This is a genomic window from Streptomyces sp. NPDC093544, assembly GCF_040683495.1.
GTDB lineage: Bacteria > Actinomycetota > Actinomycetes > Streptomycetales > Streptomycetaceae > Streptomyces.
Map to the genome: position 1 here is coordinate 127,918 of NZ_JBFBEA010000012.1, position 25,314 is coordinate 153,231.

Here is a 25,314-nt window from a genome sequence, read left to right on the forward strand (position 1 = left end):
CCCCAGCGTGGTGGCGCACCCGGCCGACACCGGCAAAGGTGCGCGCACAACCGACACCGGGAAGGCTCCGGGCGCGACCGGCGCCGGCACGGTGGCGCGCGCAGCCAGCGCTGACAAAGGCGCGGGCACAATCACTCCTAGCGCCGTGACGCGTGCAGCCAGCGCCGACAAAGGCGCATGCACAACAACTCCCAACGCCGTTGTGCGCCCAGCCGACGCCGGCAAGGCTCCGGGCGCGACCGGCGCCGGCACGGTGACAGGCGCAGCCGACGCCAGTAGAGCCCCGTGTGCAACCGGCCCCAGCGTCGACGCGAGTGGTGCCGGCGGTTCCCGGGGGCACGCGGCTTCCGTCCCCCTGCCCGCCGCCCGCACCGCCCCCCCAGCCGCTCCGAAACCCGACGACCCGCCCTCCTCATCCAACCGTTTCCTCGCCAAGGCCGCCCTCGTCACCGTCGCTCTCTCCATCGCCGGAGCCCTGCTCGGTCTCGGCCGGGACCAGGCGCTGGCGCATCTCTTCGGGGCCGGGGCGGAGACGGACGCGTTCCTGGTGGCGTGGACGGTGCCGGAGTTCGCGTCGACGCTGCTGATCGAGGACGGGCTGGCTTTCATCCTCATCCCGGCGTTCAGCATGGCGGTGGCCAGGCGGGCGCAGGGAGCCGCGGGCGATCCGGTCCGTGCGCTGGTCGCCAGTACCCTGCCCCGGCTGTCGCTGGCCTTCGTGGCCGCCTGTGCGCTGCTGATCGTCGGGGCGCCCCAGCTGGTCGAAGCACTCGCACCCGGTCTGCCCGATCGCCAACTGGCCGTGGACTGCACCCGGTTGACGGCGACCTGTGTGCTGGGCTTCGGCTTCGCGGGGTACTGCAGCGCGGTGCTGCGGGCGCACCGGCGGTTCGTCGCACCCGCGGTCATCTACGTGGCGTACAACACCGGGATCATCACGGCGATGTTCGTCCTGGGCGGCCACTGGGGTGTGCGCTCGGCGGCCCTCGGGGTCGCGCTGGGCAGCGGGCTGATGGTGGCGGCGCAGGCGCCCTCGCTGTGGCGGCAGCTCAGGCGCAAGCCGGTGGCGGCGGAAGACCTGGGCACCGTCGAGGAGACGCGCCCGATGGACCTGAGCCTCGTCACCACGGTGCTGCTCTTCGCCCTGTGCCGTCAGTCCCAGATCCTCATCGAGCGCTTCCTGGCCTCCTCGCTGCCCGCCGGCGCCATCTCGCATCTGAACTACGCCCAGAAAGTGGCCCAGATGCCGATGGTGCTCTCGCTGATGCTGTGCACCGTCACCTTCCCGGTGGTCGCGCAGGCGATCGCCGAGGGCGACACCGAGCGCGCCCGCAACCGCGTGGAGCGCGATCTCGCACTGGTCTCCTGCACAGTGCTGCTCGGCGCGGCGGTGGTCGTCGCGTGTGCGCCCCAGATGATCCATCTCCTGTTCCAGCGGGGCGCGTTCACCGCGCAGGACACGGCGGCCACCGCCTCCGTCATGCGCGTGTACGCCCTCGGGCTGCTCGGCCACACCCTGGTCGGCGCGCTCGTCCGCTCGTACTTCTCGGGCGGGCGGCCCACCTGGTACCCGCTGTTCGCGATGACCGTGGGGATCATCGCGACCTCCTGGGTCGGCGCGCTGACCGTCGGCTCCTGGGGAGTGCTCGGGATCGCCGCCGCCAACGCCCTCGGCATCACCGTCAGCGCCGTGCTCCTGCTGTACGGCATGGGCCCGCGCAGTGTGCCGATCCGCACCCGGCAGGTGCTGGCCGAGCTCAGCAAACCGGTGCGCGCGGCGGCGGTCGCCGCCGTGGTGGGCGGGCTCTGCGCGAGCGGCGTGGACTCCCCCCTGCTCGCTCTCCTCGCCGGCGGCACAGCCGTGACCGTCGTCTTCGCCCTGCTCGCCTGGGCCCTGGGGGTCCAGGGCTTCGCACCCGCCCTCCGTTCGCTCACACAAAGGCTCCCGCATGCCCGTTTCCGCTGACGCACCCGCCACCAGACGCCTCGACACGACGGCCCCGTGGGTGGCCATGTACCACTCGGTGGGCGACCCCTCCGACGACCCGTACCGCATCACGGTCTCCCCCGACCGCCTCGACCAGCAGCTGACCTGGCTGCGGCGGCGCGGCCTGCGGGGTGTGAGCATGAGCGACCTGCTCGCGGCCCGCGCCCGGGGCAAGGGACGCGACCTCGTCGGTCTCACCTTCGACGACGGGTACGCCGACTTCGTCGAGAACGCCCTGCCGCTCCTGCAGCGTCACGACTGCGGTGCCACCCTCTTCGTCCTGCCCGGCCGGCTTAGCGGCGACAACGGCTGGGACCCGCTCGGCCCCCGCAAGCCGCTGCTGAGCAAGCAGGGCATCCGGCTCGCCGCCGCCTCCGTGGGCATCGAGATCGGCTCGCACGGGCTCACCCACGTCGACCTCACCCAGGCCGACGACGCCCTCGTGTACACCGAGGTCACCGAAAGCAGAGCAGTGCTCTCGGAATTGATCGGTGCTCACGTCGAGGGGTTCTGCTATCCGTACGGGACGATCGACCAGCGGGTCGTGGACGCCGTACGGAACGCCGGATACACGTACGCCTGCGCGATCGACCCCGGCCCGCTGACCGGCCCGCACGCCCTCCCCCGCGTCCACATCGGCGAGAACGACACCGCCGTACGCCTGCTGCTGAAGCTCAAGCTGCACCGGCTGCGCAGGCGTCCGGCCGAGGGAGTCTGATGAAGGCCCTGCACATCATCACGGGCCTCGGTGTCGGCGGCGCCGAGCAGCAACTCAGGCTGCTTCTGCGCCACTTGCCGGTCGACTGTGATGTCGTCACCCTCACCAACCCGGGCGCGGTCGCCGACGGGCTCACCGACGACGGCGTACGCGTCACGCACCTCGGCATGGCGGGCAACCGCGACCTCGCCGCGCTCCCCCGCCTGGTGAGGCTGATCCGCGCGGGCCGGTACGACCTCGTGCACACGCACCTCTACCGGGCCTGCGTGTACGGCCGGCTCGCCGCCCGCCTGGCGGGAGTCAGGGCCGTCGTGGCCACCGAGCACTCCCTCGGCGACTCCCAGATGGAAGGGCGCAGGCTGAGCGCGGGAGTGCGGGCGCTGTACCTGGCCAGCGAGCGGCTCGGCCGGTCGACCGTCGCCGTCTCGCCGACCGTCGCCGACCGGTTGCAGCGCTGGGGCGTGCCCGCACCGCGCATCGAGGTCGTCCCGAACGGCATCGACCTGGCCCGCTTCCGCTTCGACCCGGTGCTGCGCGAGCGCACCCGGCGCCGGCTCGGGCTGCCGGAGGGCGCGTACGTCGTGGGCGGGGTCGGCAGGCTCACGGCGGCCAAGCGGTTCGACGTGCTCATCCGCGCGCTGGCCGAACTGCCCAGCGACTACTGGCTGTTGCTCGTCGGTGGCGGCGCGGAGGAGAGCGTGCTGCGGCGGGCGGCGCAGCAGGCCGGGATCGCGGACCGGGTGCTGTTCACCGGCGAGCGCCCCACCGGCGGCCTGCCCGGCGCGGATCTGCCGTCGCTGATAGCCGCCATGGACGTCCTCGCCTCGCCCTGCGCCGAAGAGGCGTTCGGCCTGGCCGTCGTCGAGGCGATGGCGGCCGGACTGCCCGTGCTGTACGTCTCCTGCCCGGCCGTCGAGGACCTGCCGGCACACGCCGGACGCAGTGCCCGTCGGGTCCAGGGCGGGTCGGACTCTTTCGCCCGCGCCCTGAGAAAAGTCCGCGAGGAGGGCCCCGCGCCCCGCTCGGTACCGGACGCCGCCCACCACTACTGCATCACCCGCAGCGCCGCACAGCTCATGGACGTGTACGCGGCCGCTGTGTCCCGCACCTGACTGGGAGTGAGTTCCTGATGACCGAAAACCCCACCAGAGGCCTCCGCCCGAACGCAGCGGCCATCGCCCGGGCGAAGACCATGCCCCCCTGGTCGCTGCTCGCCGCCGGCGCCGTGCTCGGCGGGCTGCTCGGCGGCGCTTACGGGGTCGTCAAGGCCCCGACGTACACGGCCACGAGTTACGTCGTCGCCGTACCGACCGAGAAGTCGGACCCGGCGGCCGCCCTCGGTTTCGCCCAGGCGTACGGCCGGGTCGCCACCCAGCTCGCCGTGCTCGGCGACGCGCAGGTGTGGGCCGGTGTGCCGGTGAAGACCCTCCAGGAGAGCGTGCAGACCGCGACCTCCCCGGACGCCCCTATGGTCTCCGTCTCGGCCACGTCCTCGCGCCCCGACCTCGCCGCCGACATGGCCAACGCCGTCTCGCGCGCGCTGACCCGGCACGCGAACGACGCCAAGGCCGACACGAACGTCGAACTCCAGCAGTTCGCCCGCGCCACGAAGCCCACCGAGGCGTCCTCGGCCTCCGCGTCGGTGACCGGGCTGGTGGGCGCCAGCGCGGGCGGCCTGCTCGGCGGACTGGTGCTGCTCGTCCGCCCCCGGCGCACCGCGGGCACCGCCCGCCCGGCCTCCGTGCCGAGCCCCGCCATGGCCGCCGATGTGCGCGGGCAGATGTGAGCGGCACGCTGCAAACCGCCGCCGCCGGGACGCTGGTGGCCGAACTCGTCACCGACGAGCGCGAGTTCGCCGAGCTCGGCCCGGCCTGGGGCCGCCTGTATCGGAGTTGCGCCACGGCCACCCCGTTCCAGAGTCACGCCTGGCTGCACTCCTGGTGGCTCTCGTACGGCACTCCCGGGCGCCTGCGTCTGGTGCTCGTGCGTGATGACGGCGGTGAGCTGCGGGCGGTGGCACCACTGATGCGCGTACGCCGTCCGCTGCCCGCGCTCGTACCGCTCGGCGGGGCGATCTCCGACTACGGGGACGTCCTCATCGACGACGAGCACGCCGACCGGGCGGCGGCCACCCTCACCGAGGGGCTGTCGGCGGCCGCCCGCACCGCGCTCATCGACTTCCGCGAGGTACGGCCCGGCGGCGCGGTGGAGCGGATCTTCGAGCGCTGGCGCGGGCCGCGCAGCCGGGTGCGTGACTCGCTCTGCCTGGAGCTGCCGGGCACCTCCATGGACGAGCTGGTCGGCCGGCTCCCCTCCTCGAAGGCCCAGCGGGTGCGGGCCAAGCTGCGCAAGCTCAGTGCGCTCGGGGTCGAGCAGCGCGTCGTAAGCCATGACGAGGTGGACGCGGCGCTGCGGCGGCTGCTCGAACTGCATCAACTGCAGTGGCAGGGGCGGAAGGTGACGTCGGAACACCTTCAGGAGCGGTTCTCCGAGCATCTGGTCCGGTCGGTCGGTCCGATGGTGCGCTCGGGGGACGCGGTGGTCACCGAGTTCCGGCTCGACGACACCGTGATGGCCGTGGACCTCACGCTGCTGTCGCGGCGCCTCGCGGGCGGCTATCTGTACGGCGCCCATCCGCAGTTGCGTGAGCGGAAGGCGGACGTCGCGGTGATACTGCTCAACGCCTGCGCCCAGCACACCGAGGCGGGCGGACGTGCGGCGCTGAGCCTGCTGCGCGGCGACGAGCCCTACAAGCACCACTGGCGCCCGGAACCCGTCGTCAACCAGCGTCTTCTGCTCTCCCGGCGACGGACGGCGCCGCTGATGTCCGCGGTCGTCTGCGACGTCGCCGTCCGCAGCCGGGGCAAGGAGCTGTTGCGACGCTGGAGGGAGCGCGGTGGCGGCAGGCCGTGAACGACCCGCCGCCACCGGTCTCATGTCCCCATCACCGGTCGCGCGACCACCAGTCGAAGCGGAGGCAGAGCTTCCCGCCGATCCAGTACTCGACCCAGTCGCTCAGGTCCACCGGCGAGCAGTTGGGCGGGCGCACCGGGGTGGGCGGCGGAGTCGGTTCGGGAGTGGGCGGTGTGGGAACGGGGGTGGGATCCGTGTGGCCGGACAGCGCCGAGCGGTAGATCTCGGACGCCTTCGGGTTGTCCGCACACTGCCACACACCGTGCGGGCAGTAGTCGGTGACCGTGTTGTACAGCGGCTTGTGCTCGTCCATCCACGCGAGCATGCGCTTCATGTACGCCGCATTGTCGCCGTTGCGGAAGAGTCCCCATTCAGGATAGGAAATGGGCTTGCCATGGGATTTGGCGAAGTCCACGTGCTCCTGAAGGCCGTACGGCTCTTTCACCTGCTCGTCGAATGACAGCCCCGACGGCTGGTCGTACGAATCCATGCCGATGATGTCGACCGTGTCGTCCCCCGGATAGCACTGCGTCCAGGGGATGGCGTCCCGGCCGCGGTTCGGGGTGAAGTCGAACCGGAATTTCTGTCCCGGCACCGCACGCATGGTGGTGACGATTCTGTTCCAGTACTTCTTCCAGGCCTCCGGGTCGGGACCGCAGCGATGGGTGTACGTAATGCCGTTCATTTCCCAGCCGAGCACGATGACGGTGTCCGGCACCTTCAGCTCGACAAGGCGTTCGGCCAGCGCGCGGAAGTGCTTGTCGAACGCTCCGGCGGCGGCCTGGCGCAGCAGCACCTTGACCTCGGCGTCGGAGACGTGCCCTTCGTTGCGCTCCATCATCGGCACGTTGAGGACGAGCATCCGGTCGTCCTGTTCGAGCCGCCAGTCCGCCCAGACGTCGAGGAAGCCGGGGGCGCCCTCGATGTTGCTCCAGCGGTCGCCGGGCAGATACGTGTGCCCGACGCGGAGTTCGGTACCGCCCAGCCACTTGCTGAGCTCGGCGATCCGGGCGACACCGCGGGCGCCGTAGTCGAGGTAGGCGCCGAACGCGGGTGCCTTTTCGGCGGGCTTCGGTTCCCCGGAGGGGACGGACGGCGCGGTCGTCTCCGTGGGAGTCGCCGGCGTCACGGGCGTTGTAGGTGTCGCGGGTGGTGTGAGAGGTGCGGGCGTGACAGGTGTCGTCGCCGGGGTCACCGACGCCGGGGTCGGCGCCGGAGGATCGGCGACTCCCACCACCCCGGCGCCCACGGCGTATCCCGGACCCGACGCCAGGGCGACCGACGCGACGATTCCGGCCGCGACGCACGCCAGCCGCCTGCTCCGGGGCCGTTGCTGCTGAGGGGCCATGCCTGCTCCTCTCTCCACTCTGCTGTTCCGACGGCACATTCCGTCTTGCGGAACTCCGATTTGCCTTCTGGCTACTTCCGCCTACTGACACTCAGTCATATGAATACCCATTCCGCCAACCGAGGCTCCGGCCTTTGAGTGTGCCGATCACCCGCACGGGTGACCGACCCGAAGGAAATTCCGTGCCGTTTCTCGACACCCGCGTCCCCGCCGTGCTTCTACGGATCGACCAGAACCCCTTTCACCACGGAACGCTGGGGGCCGCACGCTCACTCGGCAGAGCGGGCGTGGAGGTGCATGTCGTCGCCGATTCAACGGGAAGTCCCGTCCGCAGGTCGCGTTTTGTCTGCGAGATGCATCCCCCGCCACCGCCCGGCGCATCCACCGGAGAAATCGTCACCGCATTGCGCCGAGTGGCCGCGCGCGTATCCCGTCCCGCCGTACTCATCCCGATGGATGACGCGAGCGCCGTAGCGGTCGGCCGGTGCCGTGAACACCTCGCCCCCTCCTATCTGCTGCCGCAGCAGCCCGAAACTCTCGCCGAACGCGTGGCCGACAAGGCGGAACTGGCCGCCGTGTGCGAGAGCGCGGGCGTTCCGCACCCGGTGACGCTGATCCCGGACAGCCCGGCGCAGGCGGTCGCCGCGGCCTGGCAGTTGGGGCTGCCGGTGGTGGCGAAGTGGAGCCGCCCCTGGCTGGTGCCCGCCGGGTCGGGGCTGCGCAGCACAGTGGTAGTGCGCTCGCCGCAGGAGGCGCAGGCGCTGTATCTGCGCGCCGAGGAGGCGGGCAGCCGACTGCTGTTGCAGGCCTTCCTGCCGCCGGGCCCCGACCGCGACTGGTTCTTCCACGGGTACGCCGACCGGTCCGGGGCGGTGTGCGGAGGCGGGCCCGGCCGAAAGCAGCGCGCCTGGCCGCGCGGCGCCGGGCTGACCGCCGTCGGCCGCTGGACCCCCAACCCGCAGCTCCAGTCGCTCGTCGAACAGCTCATCGGGGTGCTGGGCTACCGCGGCGTCTTCGACCTCGACTTCCGCAGGGACGGCACCACCGGCCGCTACCACCTGCTCGACTTCAACCCCCGCCCCGGCGCCCAGTTCCGGCTCTTCGCCGACGGGGCGGGCCTGGACGTCGTACGCGCCCTGCACCTGGACCTGACGCACCGTCCGCTGCCGGATCCGGCGCCGCTGCCCGGCCGCGCGTTCGTGGTGGAGAACTACGCCCCGCTCAGCGCGCTGCGCCCCCAGGCCGCCGGGTGCGAACTGGCCTGGCACGCACGCGACGACCCCGCGCCCGGGCTGGCGATGTGGGCCCTGTGGGGCCGCCATGTGGGCCGGCGCCTGCTGGACCGCGTACGGCATCCGGCTCCTGCCGCCGCTCAGGCGCGGGTCGTACGACAGCCGGGTGTCCCCACTCCCCTGACCGACGACGAGAAAGCGAGCAGCTGCTGATGTACGACCTCCTGGTGGTGGGAGCCGGCCCGTACGGCCTGTCCGTCGCCTCCCACGCCGCGGCGGCCGGGCTGAGCCTGCGCGTCCTCGGCCGGCCGATGGCGTCCTGGCGTGACCACATGCCCCGCGGCATGTTCCTGAAGTCGGAGCCGGCGGCGTCCAACCTCTCCGACCCCGCGGGCCGCTGGCGGCTCGACACGTACTGCGCCGGTCAGGGTGTACAGGCCAGGCACGGCGAGCCGATCCCGGTCGAGATGTTCGCCTCGTACGGCCTGTGGTTCGCCCGCAACGCGGTGCCCGAGGTCGACGAGCGCACGGTGGTCCGGGTGAGTGCCGTCCCCGGCGGCTTCGAGGCGGTCCTGGACGACGGCGAGGTCCTGCACGCCCGCACGGTCGTCCTCGCCATCGGCGTCCTGCCCTTCATCGAGGTACCGGCCGCCCTGCGCGAGCTCGAACCCTCGCAGGTCTCGCACAGCAGTCACCACGGCGACCTCGACCGTTTCCGCGGCCAGGACGTCACCGTGATCGGCGGCGGTCAGGCCGCGCTGGAGACGGCGGCCATCCTCGCCGAACAGGGCACCCGCGTCCGGGTCCTGGCCCGCGCCGACCACCTGACCTGGAACGACGTGCCGCCCGCACTGGAGCGCCCGTGGTGGGAGTCGGCCCGCACCCCGCACAGCGGCCTCGGCCCCGGCTGGCGCAACTGGTTCTACTCCGAGCGCCCCGGCCTCTTCCGCCGCCTCCCGGAGACCACCCGCGCCCGGATCGCGGCCACGGCCCTGGGTCCGGCGGGCGCCTGGTGGGTACGCGACCGCGTCGAGCCGGCCGTCGAACTGCTCCTTGGCCACGAGGTCGCCGCGGTGTACGCGTCCGGAGGCGGCGTACGCCTGGAGACGGTGAGCCGCGGCGGTGAGCTGACGTCCCTGGAGACCGAACACGTCATCGCGGCCACGGGGTTCAGGGCGACCCGCGAACGGCTCGGCCTGCTCGCCGACGAACTGCGCGGGGACCTGGCCGCGGTGGCCGACGGCTCCCCCGAGGTCGGCCGGGACTTCGAGTCCTCGGTGCCCGGCCTCTTCATGGCGGGCCTGGTGACGGCGTCCGGCTTCGGCCCGGCGATGCGCTTCGTGCACGGCGCCACGTTCACGGCCCAGACGCTCGTACGAGGGGTACGGCGGCGGCTGCGCACGATGCCTGTGCCCGTACCGCAGCGGCGGCGCGAGGCACCGGACCCGGCTCGGCGGTGACGCCGGCTCGGGTGCCGGGCGCGTGACGCGTCCGGCACCCGGGGTGCTACCGGCGGGACGCGGCTCGGCCTCGTCGGTACAGGACGATTCCGCCCGCGAGCAGGGCGGCGCTGGCGGCCGAGGTCGCGAGCAGTCCTTCACTGCCGGTGTGCGGCAGGGTGGGCGGGGGCCCGGAGGGAGGAGTTGCGGGCGGGGTGGTGGGAGGAGTGCCGGGGGGTGTGGTGGGGGGTGTTCCCGGTGGTGTTGTGGGCGGCGTCGTCGGGGGTGTCCCCGGCGGTGTTGTGGGAGGGGTCGTGGGGGGCGTCCCCGGCGGGGTGCTGGGCGGTGTCCCCGGCGGCGTTGTGGGCGGCGTCGTCGGGGGTGTGGTCGGCGGCGTCGTGGGAGGCGTCGTCGGTGGCTTGGTGGGGGGTGTCGTGGGAGGCGTCACCGGGGGCGTCGTCGGCGGGGTGTCGCCGTAGCCCGCGGGGCCGTTGTCGCAGTTGTTGCCGAAGGTGGGGTTGCCCACGCCGACCACGTCCGCCGTGTTGCCGCACGCGTTCACCGGAACGTCCACCGGGGCCTGGGCGTTGTTGCCCGACAGGACGCCGGGCGAACCGTACGTCTCGCCGTACGCCGAGAAGCCGGAGCCACCACCGGTGCCACTGCCGTAGCCACTGTCATAGCCGCTGCCATGGTCACCGCCATAGCCGCCTGTGTGCCCGCCGCCCGAGTGGCCGGAGCCGTAGCCCGACGAGTCGTCGGAGCCGGAGGAGCTGTGCGGCGCGCCGTGCGATCCGTGGGAACCCGAACCCGAGCCGTTGGCACAGGAGTTGCCGAACGCCGGGTTGAGCGCGGCGATCACGTCGACGGTGTTGCCGCAGGCGTTCACCGGTGCGTCCACCGGAAGCTGGAGGTTGTTGCCCGACCCCACGCCGGGCGAGTCCTGGGCGCTTCCGCTCGCTTTCGAGTCGGCGAAGGCGGGGGCGGCGTACAGGGACAGGATGCTCGTCGCGGCCGCGGCCACGACCATTCCCTTGCTCAGGGTCTGTCGCAATCTCTTGCCTTCCTGCTTGATGAAGTGAGGAAAGCCGGCCTTGGAACCGAAAGGCGTTCCAAGGCCGGCTGTGACCCAGCCGATGTGGCTGCTGTGCCGTTTGCGTCAGTCGTTGACGCAGGTGTTGCCGAACGCGGGGTTCAGCAGACCGATGACGTCGATCGAGTTGCCGCACACGTTGACAGGAACGTGAACGGGAACCTGGACCACGTTGCCCGAGAGGACACCCGGCGAACCCACAGCCGCACCCTCGGCGCCGGCGTCCGCGAAGGCGGGGGAGGCGAGTCCCAGGGCCATGATCGCGCCCGCGACGACAGCAGCGCTCTTCTTGAGCTTCACGTGCTTTCCCTTCTCTGCGGTCATGCCTCTATGACGGCCGAAACCGAGCGAGCACAGCATGAACGGCTCGCACCATGACCTGCAGGCTGTAAACGAGGGACAGCCGACCGAAGAAACTACACAACGTAAGCCACTTGGGAATTCACTCGAATCGCCCTGTGACAGAAAAGGAAGTCGATTGCGGAAAAGCCCGGGCCCGCCCGTGCGTCAACGCGCCGGGCGGCCCGAGCCTTTTCGAGACAACGGTCAGCTGTTGCCGATGCCGTTCCCGGAGAGAACCGGGATGTCGTCCAGGATGTGCGACAGCGGCTCGTCGCCCTTGGCCTGGGTCGAGTTCTCGGCGCACTGCTGGTTCTGCGGGGCCGACAGGACGGGGATGTCCTGGACGGCGACGCCGCCGATGGCCGCGATGCCGCCCACGTTGCCCTTGACCGGCAGGCCGACACAGAGCTTGTTCAGCGAACCCTGAGCCAGGCTCAGCTGCGGGCTCTTGTCGCCCTTGGTCTTGGAGTTGCCGAACTGCTGGACCGCGCCGTTTCCGCTGACCGAGGTGGTGCCGTTGTCGTCACCGATGGCAAGCGCCTGAGGGGCGGCCGCCGCCGAGATACCGACCACGGAAGCGGCGACCGCCGCCGCGGCCATTGCCTTCTTAAGCATTTTGCGTTCCTTTCCTGGCAGACACACGTGTTCCTGCTCTCGGATCAACCCGGCCACGCCGGAATGGTTGCGGTGCTTCACCCGAATGGCCCGTTCGGCGCGAGGTGACCCCGGGGAATCGAGCGGGAATACAAATGGCGCGGGCATGCCGGAATCACTCTTCGATGTGGGCCATCGGAGTGAAAGAGAGCAACCAAGAACGGCCGGGGCAGTTGACCAGAGCGCTCCGGTGGACGGGGTTTCTCCAGAAGGGACTAGCTAGTGATCAAGAAGGTTATGGCTGCTGCGGCGGTCGCCGCTTCCGTCGTCGGTGCGTCCGCTGCCGCCGCGACGCCGGCGATGGCGATCGGGAACGACGGTGGCACGACGTCCACCAGCGGCAACGGCGCCGTGCAGTCTTACGGCAACTCGGCCACCTACGGCCACATGAGCCCGCAGATGGCGCTCATCCAGGGTTCGCTCAACAAGCCCTGTGTCGGCCTGCCGGCCAAGCTCAACCTCGGTGGAGCCGCCCTCATCGGCGGTGTCGCGCTGCAGGACATCCCGGTCCTGTCGGCCCCGCAGAACCAGCAGTGTGTCGAGAACTCGACCCAGGCCAAGGGCGACGAGCCGCTGTCGCACATCCTGGACGACATCCCGGTTCTGTCCGGCAACGGCGCCGGCAACAACTAGTTCTCTTCGGAGTTCTCGTCAGCGGGCCGCCGGTCTCCCGGCGGCCCGTCGGCCTGTGGTTCACGAACTGACGCACCCCTGATGGGCGTTCATAAATTCACGCTGGGCCAAACGGGGCATAACCCGCAACCCCGGCAGGGGCTACGCAGTTGATCATCACGCAGCTCCTCACTGGAGTCCGCTTTCTGAAGGGAATGAACATGAAGAAGCTGTGGGCAACCGCCGCTATTGCCGCTTCCGTCGCTGGTATCTCGGCCGGGGTCGCCCCCCAGGCCCTGGCGATCGGCAACGACAACGGCACCACGTCCACCAGCGGCAACGGCGCGGTCCAGGAGTTCGGCAACTCCAAGACCGAGGGCGACATGAGCCCGCAGCTCTCGCTCATCCAGGGCTCGCTCAACAAGCCCTGCATCGGCCTGCCCGCGAAGGTCAACGCCGGCGGCATCGCGGGCATCGGCGGCGTCGCCGTCCAGGACATCCCGATCCTGTCGGCCCCGCAGAACCAGCAGTGTGTCGAGAACTCGACCCAGGCCAAGGGCGACGAGCCGCTGTCGCACATCCTGGACAACATCCCGGTCCTGTCCGGCAACGGCACCGGCAACAGCTGATCTCACCTCAGCACCGGGTAGAGCGGGCCGCCGAGCACCATCGGCGGCCCGCTTTCTCATGCCCGCTTCCCCCGTGCGGGGCACGTGCTCAGCCCGGCGTTCAGTCCAGGCGCTCAGTCCCGTACAGCGCCTCGATCTCGTCCGCGTACGCGGCCGTCACCGCATGGCGTCTGACCTTCAGGGACGGGGTGAGCAGTCCGTTGTCCTCGGTGAACTCGCCTGCCACCAGGGTGAACCGGCGGATGGACTCGGCACGCGAGACCGCTTCGTTCGCGTGGTCGACGGCTTTCTGGACGTCGGCGCGCATCCGGGGGTCGGCCGCGAGCTCGGACAGCGGGGTGTCGGCGGGCAGTTCACGTACGGCGAGCCAGTGGGCGACGGACTCGGGGTCCAGGATGATCAGGGCGGCGATGTAGGGGCGGTTGTCGCCGACGACGACGCACTGGCCGACGGGCGAGCGGCTGCGCAGGCGGTCCTCCAGGACGGCGGGTGAGACGTTCTTGCCGCCGGAGGTGACGAGGAGGTCCTTCTTGCGGCCGGTGATGGTGAGGTAGCCGTCGTCGTCGAGGGCGCCGAGGTCGCCGGTGGCGAACCAGTCGTCGCGCAGTACCGCGTCCGTCGCCGCCGGGTTGTTCCAGTACGCGCCGAAGACGACGCCGCCCTTGATGAGGACCTCGCCGTCGTCGGCCGTGCGGATGGCGGTGCCGGGGACCGGGAGGCCGACCGTGCCCGGGCGGGGGCGCAGGGGCGGGACGATCGTCGCCGCGGCCGTGGTCTCGGTGAGGCCGTAGCCCTCGTAGACGATGATTCCGGCGGCGTAGAAGAAGAGATTGAGGTCGCGGTCGAGCGGGGAACCGCCGCTGATGGCGTAGCGGGCCCGGCCGCCGAGTTCCTTGCGGATGCGGCGGTAGACCAGCAGGTCGTAGAGCGCCCAGGCGGCGTACAGGCCGAGCCCTGGTCCCTTGCCCGTCCCCAGGAACTTGTTCAGATACGCCTCGCCGAAGCGGACGCCGATGCGGTCGGCGCGGTCGAAGGAGGCGCTCCGGCCGATCTTCTCGGCGGTCGCGCGGCCGGTGTGGTGGATCTTCTCGAAGAGGTAGGGGACGCCGACCAGGAAGGTCGGCCTGAACTCCCGTAGAGCAGGGCGGAGTTCATCGGGCTTGATGCTCGGGCAGTGGCCCACCTCGATGCGGGCCATCAGGCAGGCGATCTGGAGGGTGCGGCCCATGATGTGAGCGAGCGGGAGGAAGAGGAGGGTCGAGGCGTTCTGGCCGGTGACCTCCTCGAAGACGGGGTGCAGCAGCTCGACCGTGTTGGCGGCCTCGGCGTGCAGGTTGGCATGGGTGAGGACACAGCCCTTGGGCCGGCCGGTGGTTCCGGAGGTGTAGCAGACGGTGGCGATGGTGTCGGGGGTGAGGGCGGCGCGGCGCTTGACCACCTCCTCGTCGGTGATGTCCCGGCCCAGGGTGGCGAGTTCGGGCATCGCGTGCGCGTCCAGCTGCCAGACGCGCGGGGGTTCGGGGTGCCGGGCCGTGGCGGTGGCCACGGCGCCGGCGTTCTCGGGGGTCTCGACGATCACGAAGCGTGCGCCCGAGTCCCTGACGATCCACTCCACCTGCTCGGCGGACGAGGTCGCGTAGACGGGGACGGTCTGGCCGCCCGCCGCCCAGATCGCGAAGTCGAGGACCGTCCACTCGTAGCGAGTACGGGACATCACCGCGACCCGGCCGCCCGGTTCGAGTCCGGCCGCGATCAACCCCTTCGCGGTGGCGGTGACTTCGCGGGCGAAGGCCACCGCGGTGACCGGGTGCCAGGTGCCGTGTTCCTGGCGGCGCAGGACGACGGCGCCCGGGAACTCGGCCGCGTTGGTGAAGGGCAGGTCGGCGGTGCTGCCGGTGGTGGGGGGCGGGGCAAGGCGTGGGGTGCGGGCCTCTCGGACGGTGCCGGTGGAGTCCCTGGTCAGCTCCACCTCGGCGCGGGACGCGAGGCCGGTGCGCTTCCTCGCCCGCTTCAGGTCCTTGCGTACGCCCATCACGGCTCCCGGTCGCAGGGTTCTGAACGGGGGTCAACTTACCCAGGCGTAACGGAAATTCAACGGGTTGTGCGGAGTCGGTTCACGTGGTCGCGGGTTCGGAGGACTTCTGCTCCGGCTCCAGGACCTTGCGCGTGATGCGCTCGGCGATCGCCGCCACCAGGGTGCGCGGGCGGCGCGGGTTCAGGTGGGCACCCAGTGCGTTGCTCAGCCCCGGGGTGACGTACGCGCGGTCGCGGTCGAGGGCGCGCAGGGCGGCGCGAACGACCGGTTCCGAGGTGCTGAACGAGCCCGACAGCGCGGCCTTGCGGGTGCCGATCGCCTCGAAGAAGTTCGTCTCGACCGGGCCCGGGCACAGGGCCGTGACCCGAATGCCGCGGCCTCGGTACTCCTGGCGCAGCGCCAGCGAGAAGTTGAGGACGAAGACCTTGGTGGCGCTGTAGACCGCGAAGTACGGGCCCGGCTGATAGCCCGCCGTGGAGCCGACGTTGAGGACGGCTCCGGAGCCGCGCTCCAGCATGCCGGGGAGCACGGCATGGGTGAGGTCGACGAGGGCGACGACATTGACCATGATCTCGTCGTGCTCGCGTCGCGGGTCGATCTCCTCGAAGCGGCCGCAGGTGCCGAAGCCGGCGTTGTTGACCAGCAGGTCGACGCTGAGACCGCGGGCGGTGAGGGCCTCGGCGATGCGGTCGGCGGCGTCGGGCTCGGCGAGGTCCTGGGGCAGGACGTGCGCCTGGACGCCGTACGCCGTACGCAGCCGGTCGGCCAGTTCTTCGAGGCGGTCGCGGGAGCGGGCGACGAGGATCACGTCGTGGCCGCCCGCGGCGAGCTGGGTGGCGAACTCGGCGCCCAGTCCTGAGGAGGCGCCGGTGATGAGGGCAGTGGGTCCGGTGGATGTGCTGGTCATGGCTGTTCCCCTTCAGAAGGTCGGGGTGAAGACGAGTCGAACGTCTAACTAAGACACCACTGTAGCTCTTATTCTATTAATTGCAACATGAGTGATGCAGATATCTGGGGAACGGCGACTCGGGCGTATCATCTACGTCCAGTGGGGGTCAGGAGCCGACGGAGTGGAGGAGCCCATGGGCCGAGCGCTACGGGCCGATGCCGAGCGCAGTGTGCGCGCGATTCTGGAGGCGGCCGAGCGGGTGCTCGCCGCCGATCCGAGTGCGTCCATGGAGCAGGTCGCCGAGGCCGCCGGGGTGGCCAGGACGACGGTCCACCGGCGCTTCGCCAGCCGGCAGGCGCTGATCGAGGCGCTCGCCGAGTCAGCCGTACGGCAGCTCGGGCAGGCCATCGAGGACGCGCGGCCCGACACCGCGCCGCCGCTGGTCGCGCTGCATCGCGTCACCGCCAACGTGCTGCGGATCAAGGGGGCTTGGAGCTATGCCCTGGGGCGGCCGGCCGACGAGGGCGGCGCCGCGGCGGCGGGCTGGGACCAGGTCGGGGCGCGCTGCGTCGAACTCCTGGGACGAGCCAGGGACGAGGGCCTGCTCGACCCGGCCGCGGACCTGGAGTGGGTCCGCCGCGTCTACTACGCCCTGATCGGCGAGGCCCTGCACGGCGACGAGCGGCCGGACCCCGATCCCGACACCCTGGCGACGCTCGTCGTCGACACGCTGCTGCACGGCGCCGGGCGGCGGCCCGGCGCCGTCTGACTCAGCTCTCCATACCGGTCGCGGTCTCGATGGCGTCGGCGAGTTCGCGTACCGCCTTGTCCTCGGTGTCAGCCGCCAACTTGTCGGCGCGGGACCTGAGTTCGGTTAGGGGCAGGCTGCCGGGGAGTCGCGTCCAGCGGTTGTCTCCCTGGCGCAGGGCGGCGGCGAAGTACGCGGCGACCGCGGCAACCTGGAGGCCGTCGGAGGAGGTCCAGAGGTTGTCGTCGAGGTTCCCGGCCTCCAGCTGGCCGGACTCTTCGTGCGGGGAGCGGGTTTCCGGGTCGAGCCAGCGGACGCTCGCCGTGGCGAGGTGGCCGGAGGTGCCGGGCTTGGTGCGGACCGCGTAGAGGGCGGTCACCGTGTGGCCGGGGCCGACCTCGCCGCCGTCCACGCGGTCGTCGCGGAAGTCCTCATCGGCGACCTGGCGGTTGTCGTAGCCGATGAGCCGGAACTGTTCGACCGTCTCGGGGTCGAAGGCGACCTGTGCCTTGGCGTCGCGGGCGGTGAGGTCGATGTTCTTCGGGAGTTCCTCGCAGAAGACCTCGCGGGCGTCCTCGGTGTCCGAGACGTACGTCGTGTGGCCGTCGCCCTTGTCGGCGAGTTGCTCCATCAGGTCGTCGCCGTAGTCGCTGCCGACGCCGACGCCGAAGAGGGTGATGCCGTGCTCGCGGCGGTTGTCAGCGATGCGCTCCAGGATCGTGTCGGCTTCGGTGTCGCCGGTGTTGGCGAGGGCGTCGGAGACGAGGACGACGCGGTTGGTGGCGCCCTCGCGCAGGCCTTCCGTGGCGGTGGCGTAGCCGGTTTCGACGCCGGCGCCGAGGTTGGTCGAGGACTGGGGTTCCAGACGGTCGACGGCGTCGTGGACGCGGCCCCGGTGGTCGCCGAGCCGGGTCATCGGAAGGACGGTCTCGGCCTCGTCGCTGAAGGTGACCAGGGCGACCGAGTCGTCGTCGCGGAGGCGGTCCGTCATCACGTCGAGGGAGTCCTTGGCCAGGTCGAGGCGGCCCGGTTCGTCCATGGAGCCGGAGACGTCGATGACGAACGTCAGGGCGGCGGGCGGGCGTTCGTCGTCGTCCTCCTCGGCGCGGGTGGCGAGGCCGACCCGGACGAGCGACCAGTCCTCGTCGTCGGTGCGGGCACCGTCGACGGTGACCGAGAAGCCGTTGCCGTCGGGGCGTTCGTAGTTCTGGCGGAAGCTGTTGACGAACTCCTCGGGGCGGATCGTCGACGGGTCGGGCATTTTGCCGTCCGCGAGGGTGCGGCGGGCGTAGCCGTACGACGCGGTGTCGACGTCCAGGGCGAAGGTGGAGAGGTAGTCGGGGGACGGGGCGAACTCACGGCTCTCGTCGCCCTGTTGCTCACCGCTCTGCTCGCCTTGTGAGGCGCCGCCCGTCGGGTGGGCGGGGGCGGGCAGCGGTGCCGTGCCGTCGTTCCGGTCCGTCGAGTAGCCGTGACCGCTGTCACCCCCGCTGCAGCCGGTGAGCAGCAGGGCGCCCGCGGTTGTCAGGGCGAGCAGTGTGCCGTGCAGTCGACGGCTGCGAGTGGTGACAGCCCTCGCCCGTATGTGGTCGTTCCCCATCTGTGCCCCCTCGGTGAGCGGCCTGTACATGGGCCTACGTCTGTGACTGTGACGTCCGAGGGGGCCGAGATGTGCGTGACGGAGCGTTGCGGATGGATCTCGAAGCGGCCACGGTGGGCGGCCGCCGAGACCGGTAGGAGATCCTCCGGAGACCTAGGACACGATGTCCTTGCGCCGGAAACCCCGGAAGGCCAGGGCAAACAGGACGAGCGCGTACGTTACCGAAATCGCGGAGCCCTGGATCATGCCCGACCACTCCAGTTGCGGCTGGACGGCGTCCGCCCAGGCGAACTGCCAGTGCGCGGGCAGGAAGTCGCGCCAGTGGCCCAGCGCGGTGACGGCGTCCAGTACGTTCCCCACGATCGTCAGTCCGACCGCTCCGCCGACCGCGCCGAGGGGGGCGTCCGTCTTGGTCGACAGCCAGAACGCGAGCCCCGCGGTGACCAGTTGGGAGACGAAGATGTACGCCACCACGACCAGCAGGCGCTGTGCCGCGGTGCCCGCGGAGAGCGCGCCGCCGGTGGGGATCTCCAGGGGGCCCCAGCCGTAGGCCGCGGTGCCGACCACCAGCGCGACGATCGGCAGCAGCACCATCGCGGCGAGGCTGAGGCCCAGTGCGACGGTCAGCTTGGACCACAGCAGGCGGGCCCTTGGCACGGGCGCCGCCAGTAGGTAGCGCAGCGAGGACCAGCTCGCCTCGGAGGCGATGGTGTCGCCGCAGAACAGCGCGACGGGGATCACCAGCAGGAAGCCCGCGGAGACGAAGAGGTTCACCGCGGCGAAGTTCGCGCCCGACGCGGTGGCCGTGTCCATCAGCGTGATCTGGTTGCCACGCCCGTCCGGCGTACCGCCGATCGCGAACGCCGCGACCAGCACGAAGGGCAGCGCCGCGAGGATCGCCCCCATCACGAGGGTGCGGCGCCGCTTCAGCTGCCGGATCAGCTCCACGCGCAGCGGCAGCGTCCGGCGCGCCCGGTATCCGTCGGCCGTCTCGGCCCGCTCGATGAGGGTGCTCATGCGTTGCCCCCGATCAGGGTGAGGAAGGCGTCTTCGAGTCGGCGGTGGGGGCCCACCGATTCCACGGGTACTTCGAGCCGTACGAGCTCCACAACCAGGCGCTGTGCGCTTGCGCCGGGGTCGAGCCTGACCAGGATCCCGTCGTCGGTGACGACGGCCGAGGCGACGCCAGGCAGCGCGCCGACCTTCTCGGCGATCGGCTCGTCCACGCGGGAACCCGTGCCGATGAGGAGGGTGTCGCCGGAGCCGATGATCTCGGACACCGGACCCGCCTGCATCAGCCGTCCCCGGTCCATGACGACCAGGTGGGTGCAGGTCTGCTCGACCTCGGCGAGCAGGTGGCTGGAGACGATGACCGTGCGGCCTGCGGCGGCGTAGCGGATCATCACCTCGCGCATCTCGCGGATCTGCGGCGGGTCCAGGCCGTTGGTGGGTTCGTCGAGGATCAGCAGGTCCGGGAGGCCGAGCATGGCCTGGGCGATGGCCAGGCGCTGGCGCATGCCCTGGGAGTAGGTGCGGACCGCGCGGGCCAGCGCGTCACCGAGGCCCGCGATCTCCAGGGCCTCCTCCAGGTGGGCGTCCTCGGGCGGACGGCCGGTGGCCTGCCAGTACAGCTCCAGGTTGTCGCGGCCCGAGAGGTGCGGGAGGAAGCCCGCGCCCTCGACGAACGCGCCGACCCGGGAGAGGACCGGCGCGCCCGGCTGGATCTCATGGCCGAAGACGCGGATCTCACCACCGTCCGGCTTGATCAGGCCCATCAGCATGCGCAGGGTGGTCGTCTTGCCCGCGCCGTTCGGCCCGAGGAGACCCAGGACCTGGCCCTTCTCCACGCGGAACGACAGCTCCCGTACCGCGTACCGGTCCGCCGACTTCGCGTACCGCTTGCTCAAGTCGGTGATCTGGAGCGGGACTTCGGCCAGCTCGGGGTCGGGCGGTCCGGCGGTCGTACGGCGCCGGCCGGTCAGCAGCAGGGCCAGCGCGACCAGCGCTCCGGCGATCGGCAGCCACCACACCCAGCCGGGGAGCGACGCGGCGGCCGTCGTCACGGCGGGGGCGGTGGGGACGTGCAGGTCGCCCTTCAGGGAGACCGTGTACGTCGCCGGGGCGCCCGGTGACGCGTAGCCGAGGTCCGTCGAGGCCAGGACCAGGCGCAGCCGGTGGCCCTCCTGCACCTCGTAGTCGATGGCCGGCAAGGTGATGGTGACGTCCTTGCCCGCCTTGGCTCCCTCGACGCGCACCGGAGTCACCAGCTGGGACGGGAGCACCTGTTGTCCGCCGCCGGGGTTGACGTCGTACACCTTCGCGAAGAGGACGACCTCGTCGGTGCTGGATGTGACGTGCACGGTCACCGTCGGCGATCCGGTGATCCGCAGGTCGCTGCCGAGCGCCGAGGACGCGAACTGCGCGTACTGGCCAGGGAAGTCGAGCGACACCCCGACGCCGAGGGACGAGAGCTGGGACAGGCCGCCCGCGCCGCCGAGGCCGGGGAGGGCCGAGATGGCGGGCGGGTTGGCGCCCGCCGGGTTCTCGAAGCTCTGCTCGCGTCCGGCCAGCGCCACGGCGTGCTCGCCGTTCTCCAGGCCGGGGTAGGTGTCGCCGCTCGCGCCCCGGAGCTGTGCGGCGCCGTCGGTGGAGTCGACGCCTCCGGTGCGGGTCACGCGGAACGCGGGGCCGGTGTCGACGCCCGTCTCGTCCTTCAGATACCGGTCGAACCAGGAGCCGACCCGGGCCTGGACGCGGTCCGCCTCCAGGTCGCCGCCGTCGTGCCCGCCGGAGATCCAGTCGACGTCCACGGGTGCGCCGTTGGCGCGGAGCTGCTTGGCCATGGCGTCGGCCTGGCCGAGCGGGAAGAGGGAGTCGGTCTGGCCCTGCACGATGAGCGTGGGCACCTTGATGCGGTCGCCGACCGCGGAGGGGCTGCGCTCGTCAAGGAGTTTGGTCGCCGCCGCGTCCGGCTTTCCGGACTCCGCCACGCGGTTGTACATCTCGCACAGCTGGGTCTCGAACTTGTCGCAGCCGCCGCCGGAGTTGATGAAGATGCCGGCCCAGAGCTTCTTGAAGACGCCGTTCGGGAAGAGGGCGTCCGACAGGTTCCAGTAGGTGATCTCCGGGGCGATCGCGTCCACCCGCTGGTCGTAGGCCGCGGCCTCCAGGGCGACCGCCCCGCCGTACGAGGCGCCGGTGATACCCACGCGCGGGTCGCCGGGCTTGTCGAGCTGGACCTCGGGGCGCTTCGCGAGCCAGTCGATGAGCTTGGAGACGTCGGCGACCTCGCCCTTCGGGTCGTTCAGCCCGATCTTGCCCGTGGAGTTGCCGAAACCGCGCGCCGACCAGGTCAGCACCGCGTATCCGTCCCGCGCGAGCTGCTCCGCCTGCGCCCGCACGTCGTCCTTGCTGCCGCCGAAGCCGTGCCCGAGCAGTACGGCGGGGCGGCGGTCCGCGCTCGGTCCCGCGGTGAAGTACGAGGTGTCGATGCTCACCCCGTCGCCCATGTCCATGACGCGGTCGGCGCGCTGTACGGACGGGGCGTCGTCGGAGGCGACGGCCGTCCACGTCCCGGCGCCGGCGAGCACCACAACGGCGGCCGCGGCGGCGATCCACCGTCGCGGCCTCCGCAGTGCGGGCACCCGAAGTCGGGGCAGTCGAAGATCCATGCGTCAACGGTAAGGCCCACCACTGTCAACCGATGCCGCCGCCGGTCTGAACCCCCGCCCCTCCCACGGGAGTACGGAACCGGGCCGGCATACCGCGACCGTGGTACGAGCGGCCGAGGACCGGCTGCCCGATCACCTGGCTGTCCGACCGACCTCATGCCCGGCAGGCTGCCCGGCAGCCCGGTTACGCCCGCGCGTCCTCCGGGATCGACACCAGCCACCGGGTCTCGCGGCGCGGCCGCAGATAGAAGGCCCAGTAAAGGGTGGCTACGGCCACGATGCCGCCGGTCCACAGGAGGTACTCGGCCTCCTGCATGCTGAGGACGTACGCGAGGACGGCGATCAGCACGACCGGTACGGCGGGCCACAGGGGCATGCGCCAGGCGGGTGTGTGGGTGTGCGGGCCGCGTCGGGCGAACAGTGCGGCGACCGCGACGAGCAGGTACATGCCGGTCACCGAGACGCCCGTGACGCCGTACAGGGTGTCCAGGTTGACGAAGCAGAGGGCCGCGCCGGGGACGCCCACCAGGAGTGTGGCGACCCACGGGGAGCCGAAGCGGCCGAGCCTGGTCAGGACTCCGTTGACCGGCTCGGGCCAGGCCTTGTCGCGGGCCGAGGCGAACAGGACGCGGGAGTTCTGGATGACCATGACGATGCCGGCGTTGATGATCGCGAGGGCCACGCAGAGGCTGACGAAGGTGCCGACGGCGGAGTTCGACCAGGCGGTGACCATGGTGCTGATGTCGCCGCCGGTGAGGGCGGAGAGGTCGGGGGCACCCATGGTGATCGCGACGACCGGGACCAGGATGATCACCGTGGAGATGGCGAGGGTGGCCAGGACCGTGCGGGCGACGTTGCGGCGCGGGTTCTCCAGCTCCTCGGAGAGGTAGACCGCGGTCGAAAAGCCCTGGGTGATGAAGAGCGCGATCGCGAGTCCGGAGACCACCAGCATGGCCGTCACGGTGTCCGTGTGGCCTCCGGAGCCGGCCACCCGCATCGAGGTGAGGCTGCCGAGGCCGCGCTCGCTGTGCGAGAAGCCGAGGACCGCCACGACGGCCGCCGCGATGACTTCGAGGACCAGGAAGACGCCGGTGATCCAGGCGTTGGCGCGCAGGTCGAGGAGGCCCGCGAGGGTGGCGAGCAGCATCACGCCGGCGCCCGCCATCGAGGGGTTCAGATGCACGATCGGCGCCAGGTAGTCGGCCGTGCCCATGGCGATCACCGGCGGCACGATCATGACGACCAGGAGCGAGAGGACGAAGACCAGCCAGCCCGCGAGGCGTCCGGCCATCGTCGAGACCATGGCGTACTCGCCGCCCGCGCTGGGGATGAGGGTGCCCAGCTCCGAGTAGCAGAACGCCACGGCGATACAGAGCAGTGAGCCGATCGCGATGGTGAGCGCGGTCGCCGTGCCGAGGGACGAGAAGAGGTCGGGCACGACCACGAAGAGCGTGGAGGCCGGGGTCACGCAGGAGAGCGTCAGCAGGGTGCCGCCGACGATGCCGATGGAGCGCTTGAGCTTGCGGGGGCCGTCGGACGCCGTGGGGGCAGTGTCGAGGGCGGCGGTGTCGACAGGGCGGAGCGTGTCGGTCATGCGGCGGTTCCGATCGACTCGTGTCGTGCGTCAGATGGCTCGGGCGGGAGCGTTATCGCCTCCGGCGGCTCGTGTCGTTCATCTCTTCGTCCGCTCCCGGCGTTGATGGAACCTTGACGGAAACCGCGCGTCAATGGCTGTTCACCTACGAAATCCGAAGCCAGAAGGCGTCTCGACTGCCCATCAGGCCACAACAGGTCAACGCAGGGGGTTTCTTGCCTCCCTACGGGAACCGCAGCGCGGTCGGCGAAAAAAGTGAGGCCGTCCGCGATGCGGACGGCCTCACAAGCCCTGCCGACGGGCCTCAGTGGTTGCGCGGGAAGCCCAGGTCCACGCCGGTCGGGGCCTCGGACGGGTCCGGCCAGCGGGTCGTGACGACCTTGCCCCGGGTGTAGAAGTGCGTGCCGTCGTTGCCGTAGATGTGGTGGTCGCCGAAGAGGGAGTCCTTCCAGCCACCGAAGGAGTGGTAGCCGACGGGCACCGGGATCGGCACGTTCACGCCGACCATGCCCGCCTCGATCTCCAGCTGGAAGCGCCGGGCGGCGCCGCCGTCCCGGGTGAAGATCGCGGTGCCGTTGCCGAACGGCGAGCCGTTGATCAGCGCCACGCCCTCCTCGTACGTCTCCACCCGCAGCACGCACAGCACCGGGCCGAAGATCTCGTCCTTGTACGCGTCCGAGGTGACCGGCACCCGGTCGAGCAGCGAGAGGCCGATCCAGTGGCCGTCCTCGAAGCCCTCCACCGTGTAGCCGGTGCCGTCGAGAACGACCTCGGATCCCTGCGCCGCCGCGCCCGTCACGTACGAGGCGACCTTGTCGCGGTGCGCGGCCGTGATCAGCGGGCCCATTTCGGAGGCCGGGTCGTTGCCCGGACCGATCTTGATCTTCTCGGCGCGCTCGCGGATCTTCTCCACCAGCTCGTCGCCGATCGCGCCGACGGCCACGACGGCCGAGATCGCCATGCAGCGCTCGCCCGCCGAGCCGTAGGCCGCGGACACCGCCGCGTCCGCCGCCGCGTCCAGGTCGGCGTCCGGAAGGACCAGCATGTGGTTCTTGGCGCCGCCCAGGGCCTGGACGCGCTTGTGGTTGGCGGCGGCTGTGGTGTGGATGTAGCGGGCGATGGGGGTCGAGCCGACGAAGGAGACCGCCTTGACGTCCGGGTGCTCCAGGAGGCGGTCGACAGCCACCTTGTCCCCGTGCACGACGTTGAAGACACCGTCCGGCAGACCGGCTTCCGCGAGCAGCTCGGCGATCTTCATCGCGGGCGACGGGTCCTTCTCCGACGGCTTCAGGACGAAGGTGTTGCCGCACGCGATGGCGAGCGGGAACATCCACATCGGCACCATGGCCGGGAAGTTGAACGGCGTGATGCCGGCGACGACGCCCAGCGGCTGCCGGATCGAGGCCACGTCGACCCGTGACGCCACCTCGGTCGACAGCTCGCCCTTCAGCTGCACGGTGATCCCGCAGGCCAGGTCGACGATCTCCAGGCCGCGCGCCACCTCGCCCAGCGCGTCCGAGTGGACCTTGCCGTGCTCGGCGGTGATCAGCTCGGCGATCGCGTCGCGGTTGGCGTCGAGCAGCGCGCGGAACTTGAAGAGGATCGTGGTCCGCTTGGCCAGCGAGGCCTGACCCCAGGTGGCGTAGGCGTCCTTCGCGGCGGCGACCGCGGCGTCCACCTCCTCGACGGTCGCGAAGGCGACCTGCGTGGTCACCGCGCCGGTCGCCGGGTCGGTGACCGGCCCGTACGCACCCGACGCACCCTCGACGGTCTTGCCACCGATCCAGTGGTTGACAGTCTTCGTCATGGA

Annotated in this window: 22 protein-coding genes; 11 read left to right on the forward strand and 11 right to left on the reverse strand. The window is 71.1% G+C overall.

Translation table 11 applies throughout. The annotated features are described in order from the left end of the window. Nucleotides 1-355 precede the first annotated feature (355 nt). From AB0N66_RS19950 to AB0N66_RS19970, 5 genes are read left to right on the forward strand one after another with little or no spacing between them, the layout of a single operon-like run. Nucleotides 356-1,966: a lipid II flippase MurJ gene (locus tag AB0N66_RS19950; RefSeq protein ID WP_365436813.1), complete on the forward strand. Its 1,611-nt coding sequence runs from the start codon at nucleotides 356-358 to the stop codon at nucleotides 1,964-1,966. Next, complete coding sequence (locus tag AB0N66_RS19955; protein WP_365436424.1) at nucleotides 1,950-2,705, forward strand: polysaccharide deacetylase family protein; 756 nt, start codon at nucleotides 1,950-1,952, stop codon at nucleotides 2,703-2,705. The genes AB0N66_RS19950 and AB0N66_RS19955 overlap by 17 nt, the downstream gene beginning before the upstream one ends. Continuing rightward, nucleotides 2,705-3,817, forward strand: coding sequence for a glycosyltransferase (locus AB0N66_RS19960; protein ID WP_365436427.1), 1,113 nt, complete (start codon nucleotides 2,705-2,707; stop codon nucleotides 3,815-3,817). The genes AB0N66_RS19955 and AB0N66_RS19960 overlap by 1 nt, the downstream gene beginning before the upstream one ends. A 17-nt stretch (nucleotides 3,818-3,834) precedes the next feature. After that, nucleotides 3,835-4,491: a lipopolysaccharide biosynthesis protein gene (locus AB0N66_RS19965; RefSeq protein ID WP_365436430.1), complete on the forward strand. Its 657-nt coding sequence runs from the start codon at nucleotides 3,835-3,837 to the stop codon at nucleotides 4,489-4,491. Continuing rightward, entirely contained in the window at nucleotides 4,488-5,618 is a 1,131-nt protein-coding gene (locus AB0N66_RS19970) for a GNAT family N-acetyltransferase (protein ID WP_365436433.1), read from the forward strand. Before AB0N66_RS19965 ends, AB0N66_RS19970 begins: the two co-directional genes overlap by 4 nt. 31 nt (nucleotides 5,619-5,649) lie before the next feature. On the opposite strand, the gene AB0N66_RS19975 is transcribed toward AB0N66_RS19970, so the two are convergent. Further along, nucleotides 5,650-6,747 (reverse strand): glycosyl hydrolase, encoded by a 1,098-nt coding sequence (locus tag AB0N66_RS19975; RefSeq protein WP_365436436.1) that lies wholly within the window; start codon nucleotides 6,745-6,747, stop codon nucleotides 5,650-5,652. A 40-nt stretch (nucleotides 6,748-6,787) separates the two neighbouring features. On the opposite strand from AB0N66_RS19975, the gene AB0N66_RS19980 reads away from it, so the two are divergent. The 3 genes from AB0N66_RS19980 to AB0N66_RS19990 all read left to right on the forward strand — a co-directional run bounded on the left by AB0N66_RS19980 (nucleotide 6,788) and on the right by AB0N66_RS19990 (nucleotide 9,658). After that, nucleotides 6,788-6,958 (forward strand): hypothetical protein, encoded by a 171-nt coding sequence (locus AB0N66_RS19980; protein WP_365436439.1) that lies wholly within the window; start codon nucleotides 6,788-6,790, stop codon nucleotides 6,956-6,958. 190 nt (nucleotides 6,959-7,148) lie between these two features. Continuing rightward, nucleotides 7,149-8,411 (forward strand): ATP-grasp domain-containing protein, encoded by a 1,263-nt coding sequence (locus tag AB0N66_RS19985; RefSeq protein ID WP_365436442.1) that lies wholly within the window; start codon nucleotides 7,149-7,151, stop codon nucleotides 8,409-8,411. Next, nucleotides 8,411-9,658: an FAD-dependent oxidoreductase gene (locus AB0N66_RS19990; RefSeq protein WP_365436445.1), complete on the forward strand. Its 1,248-nt coding sequence runs from the start codon at nucleotides 8,411-8,413 to the stop codon at nucleotides 9,656-9,658. Before AB0N66_RS19985 ends, AB0N66_RS19990 begins: the two co-directional genes overlap by 1 nt. A 46-nt stretch (nucleotides 9,659-9,704) precedes the next feature. On the opposite strand, the gene AB0N66_RS19995 is transcribed toward AB0N66_RS19990, so the two are convergent. From AB0N66_RS19995 to AB0N66_RS20005, 3 genes are all read right to left on the reverse strand, one after another. Beyond that, nucleotides 9,705-10,691 (reverse strand): chaplin, encoded by a 987-nt coding sequence (locus tag AB0N66_RS19995; protein WP_365436448.1) that lies wholly within the window; start codon nucleotides 10,689-10,691, stop codon nucleotides 9,705-9,707. Nucleotides 10,692-10,796: 105 nt separating this feature from the next. Continuing rightward, entirely contained in the window at nucleotides 10,797-10,988 is a 192-nt protein-coding gene (locus tag AB0N66_RS20000) for a chaplin (RefSeq protein WP_365436816.1), read from the reverse strand. Nucleotides 10,989-11,276: 288 nt separating this feature from the next. After that, complete coding sequence (locus AB0N66_RS20005) at nucleotides 11,277-11,687, reverse strand: rodlin (RefSeq protein ID WP_365436451.1); 411 nt, start codon at nucleotides 11,685-11,687, stop codon at nucleotides 11,277-11,279. 261 nt (nucleotides 11,688-11,948) lie between these two features. On the opposite strand from AB0N66_RS20005, the gene AB0N66_RS20010 reads away from it, so the two are divergent. Beyond that, entirely contained in the window at nucleotides 11,949-12,359 is a 411-nt protein-coding gene (locus AB0N66_RS20010) for a rodlin (RefSeq protein WP_365436454.1), read from the forward strand. A gap of 200 nt (nucleotides 12,360-12,559) precedes the next feature. After that, nucleotides 12,560-12,967 carry a rodlin gene (locus tag AB0N66_RS20015; RefSeq protein ID WP_365436457.1) on the forward strand — a complete coding sequence of 136 codons (408 nt, stop codon included), beginning with the start codon at nucleotides 12,560-12,562 and terminating at the stop codon, nucleotides 12,965-12,967. Nucleotides 12,968-13,067: 100 nt separating this feature from the next. Here AB0N66_RS20015 and AB0N66_RS20020 read toward each other — a convergent pair whose 3' ends face one another. Together AB0N66_RS20020 and AB0N66_RS20025 are read right to left on the reverse strand one after the other, a co-directional pair. Further along, nucleotides 13,068-14,999 (reverse strand): AMP-dependent synthetase/ligase, encoded by a 1,932-nt coding sequence (locus tag AB0N66_RS20020; protein WP_365436459.1) that lies wholly within the window; start codon nucleotides 14,997-14,999, stop codon nucleotides 13,068-13,070. A gap of 82 nt (nucleotides 15,000-15,081) precedes the next feature. Further along, a complete protein-coding gene (locus AB0N66_RS20025; RefSeq protein ID WP_365436462.1) occupies nucleotides 15,082-15,909 on the reverse strand; it encodes an SDR family oxidoreductase in 828 nt (275 codons plus the stop codon). Nucleotides 15,910-16,084: 175 nt separating this feature from the next. On the opposite strand from AB0N66_RS20025, the gene AB0N66_RS20030 reads away from it, so the two are divergent. Further along, on the forward strand, nucleotides 16,085-16,660 hold the full coding sequence (locus AB0N66_RS20030) for a helix-turn-helix domain-containing protein (RefSeq protein ID WP_365436819.1): 576 nt from the start codon (nucleotides 16,085-16,087) through the stop codon (nucleotides 16,658-16,660). A gap of 1 nt (nucleotide 16,661) precedes the next feature. Here the strand turns inward: AB0N66_RS20030 and AB0N66_RS20035 are convergent, their stop codons facing one another. The 5 genes from AB0N66_RS20035 to mmsA form a co-directional block, all read right to left on the reverse strand. After that, nucleotides 16,662-18,239, reverse strand: coding sequence for a von Willebrand factor type A domain-containing protein (locus AB0N66_RS20035; RefSeq protein WP_365436465.1), 1,578 nt, complete (start codon nucleotides 18,237-18,239; stop codon nucleotides 16,662-16,664). A 153-nt stretch (nucleotides 18,240-18,392) separates the two neighbouring features. Further along, nucleotides 18,393-19,256, reverse strand: coding sequence for an ABC transporter permease (locus AB0N66_RS20040; RefSeq protein WP_365436468.1), 864 nt, complete (start codon nucleotides 19,254-19,256; stop codon nucleotides 18,393-18,395). Beyond that, nucleotides 19,253-21,910 carry an alpha/beta fold hydrolase gene (locus AB0N66_RS20045; RefSeq protein ID WP_365436471.1) on the reverse strand — a complete coding sequence of 886 codons (2,658 nt, stop codon included), beginning with the start codon at nucleotides 21,908-21,910 and terminating at the stop codon, nucleotides 19,253-19,255. The genes AB0N66_RS20040 and AB0N66_RS20045 overlap by 4 nt, the downstream gene beginning before the upstream one ends. A 184-nt stretch (nucleotides 21,911-22,094) precedes the next feature. Then, complete coding sequence (locus AB0N66_RS20050) at nucleotides 22,095-23,504, reverse strand: APC family permease (protein WP_365436474.1); 1,410 nt, start codon at nucleotides 23,502-23,504, stop codon at nucleotides 22,095-22,097. A gap of 304 nt (nucleotides 23,505-23,808) precedes the next feature. After that, a complete protein-coding gene (gene mmsA, locus AB0N66_RS20055; RefSeq protein ID WP_365436477.1) occupies nucleotides 23,809-25,311 on the reverse strand; it encodes a CoA-acylating methylmalonate-semialdehyde dehydrogenase in 1,503 nt (500 codons plus the stop codon). Between the last annotated feature and the right edge of the window lie 3 nt (nucleotides 25,312-25,314).

Excerpts from the sequence above, each read along its gene's own strand:
- AB0N66_RS19955 (WP_365436424.1), top strand. The coding sequence starts at position 1,950 with ATGCCCGTTTCCGCTGACGCACCCGCCACCAGACGCCTCGACACGACG.
- AB0N66_RS19960 (WP_365436427.1), top strand. The coding sequence starts at position 2,705 with ATGAAGGCCCTGCACATCATCACGGGCCTCGGTGTCGGCGGCGCCGAG.
- AB0N66_RS19965 (WP_365436430.1), top strand. The coding sequence starts at position 3,835 with ATGACCGAAAACCCCACCAGAGGCCTCCGCCCGAACGCAGCGGCCATC.
- AB0N66_RS19990 (WP_365436445.1), top strand. The coding sequence starts at position 8,411 with ATGTACGACCTCCTGGTGGTGGGAGCCGGCCCGTACGGCCTGTCCGTC.
- AB0N66_RS20000 (WP_365436816.1), bottom strand. The coding sequence starts at position 10,988 with ATGGCCCTGGGACTCGCCTCCCCCGCCTTCGCGGACGCCGGCGCCGAG.
- AB0N66_RS20005 (WP_365436451.1), bottom strand. The coding sequence starts at position 11,687 with ATGCTTAAGAAGGCAATGGCCGCGGCGGCGGTCGCCGCTTCCGTGGTC.
- AB0N66_RS20015 (WP_365436457.1), top strand. The coding sequence starts at position 12,560 with ATGAAGAAGCTGTGGGCAACCGCCGCTATTGCCGCTTCCGTCGCTGGT.
- AB0N66_RS20020 (WP_365436459.1), bottom strand. The coding sequence starts at position 14,999 with ATGGGCGTACGCAAGGACCTGAAGCGGGCGAGGAAGCGCACCGGCCTC.
- AB0N66_RS20025 (WP_365436462.1), bottom strand. The coding sequence starts at position 15,909 with ATGACCAGCACATCCACCGGACCCACTGCCCTCATCACCGGCGCCTCC.
- AB0N66_RS20030 (WP_365436819.1), top strand. The coding sequence starts at position 16,085 with ATGGGCCGAGCGCTACGGGCCGATGCCGAGCGCAGTGTGCGCGCGATT.
- AB0N66_RS20035 (WP_365436465.1), bottom strand. The coding sequence starts at position 18,239 with ATGGGGAACGACCACATACGGGCGAGGGCTGTCACCACTCGCAGCCGT.
- AB0N66_RS20040 (WP_365436468.1), bottom strand. The coding sequence starts at position 19,256 with ATGAGCACCCTCATCGAGCGGGCCGAGACGGCCGACGGATACCGGGCG.
- AB0N66_RS20045 (WP_365436471.1), bottom strand. The coding sequence starts at position 21,910 with ATGGATCTTCGACTGCCCCGACTTCGGGTGCCCGCACTGCGGAGGCCG.
- AB0N66_RS20050 (WP_365436474.1), bottom strand. The coding sequence starts at position 23,504 with ATGACCGACACGCTCCGCCCTGTCGACACCGCCGCCCTCGACACTGCC.
- mmsA (WP_365436477.1), bottom strand. The coding sequence starts at position 25,311 with ATGACGAAGACTGTCAACCACTGGATCGGTGGCAAGACCGTCGAGGGT.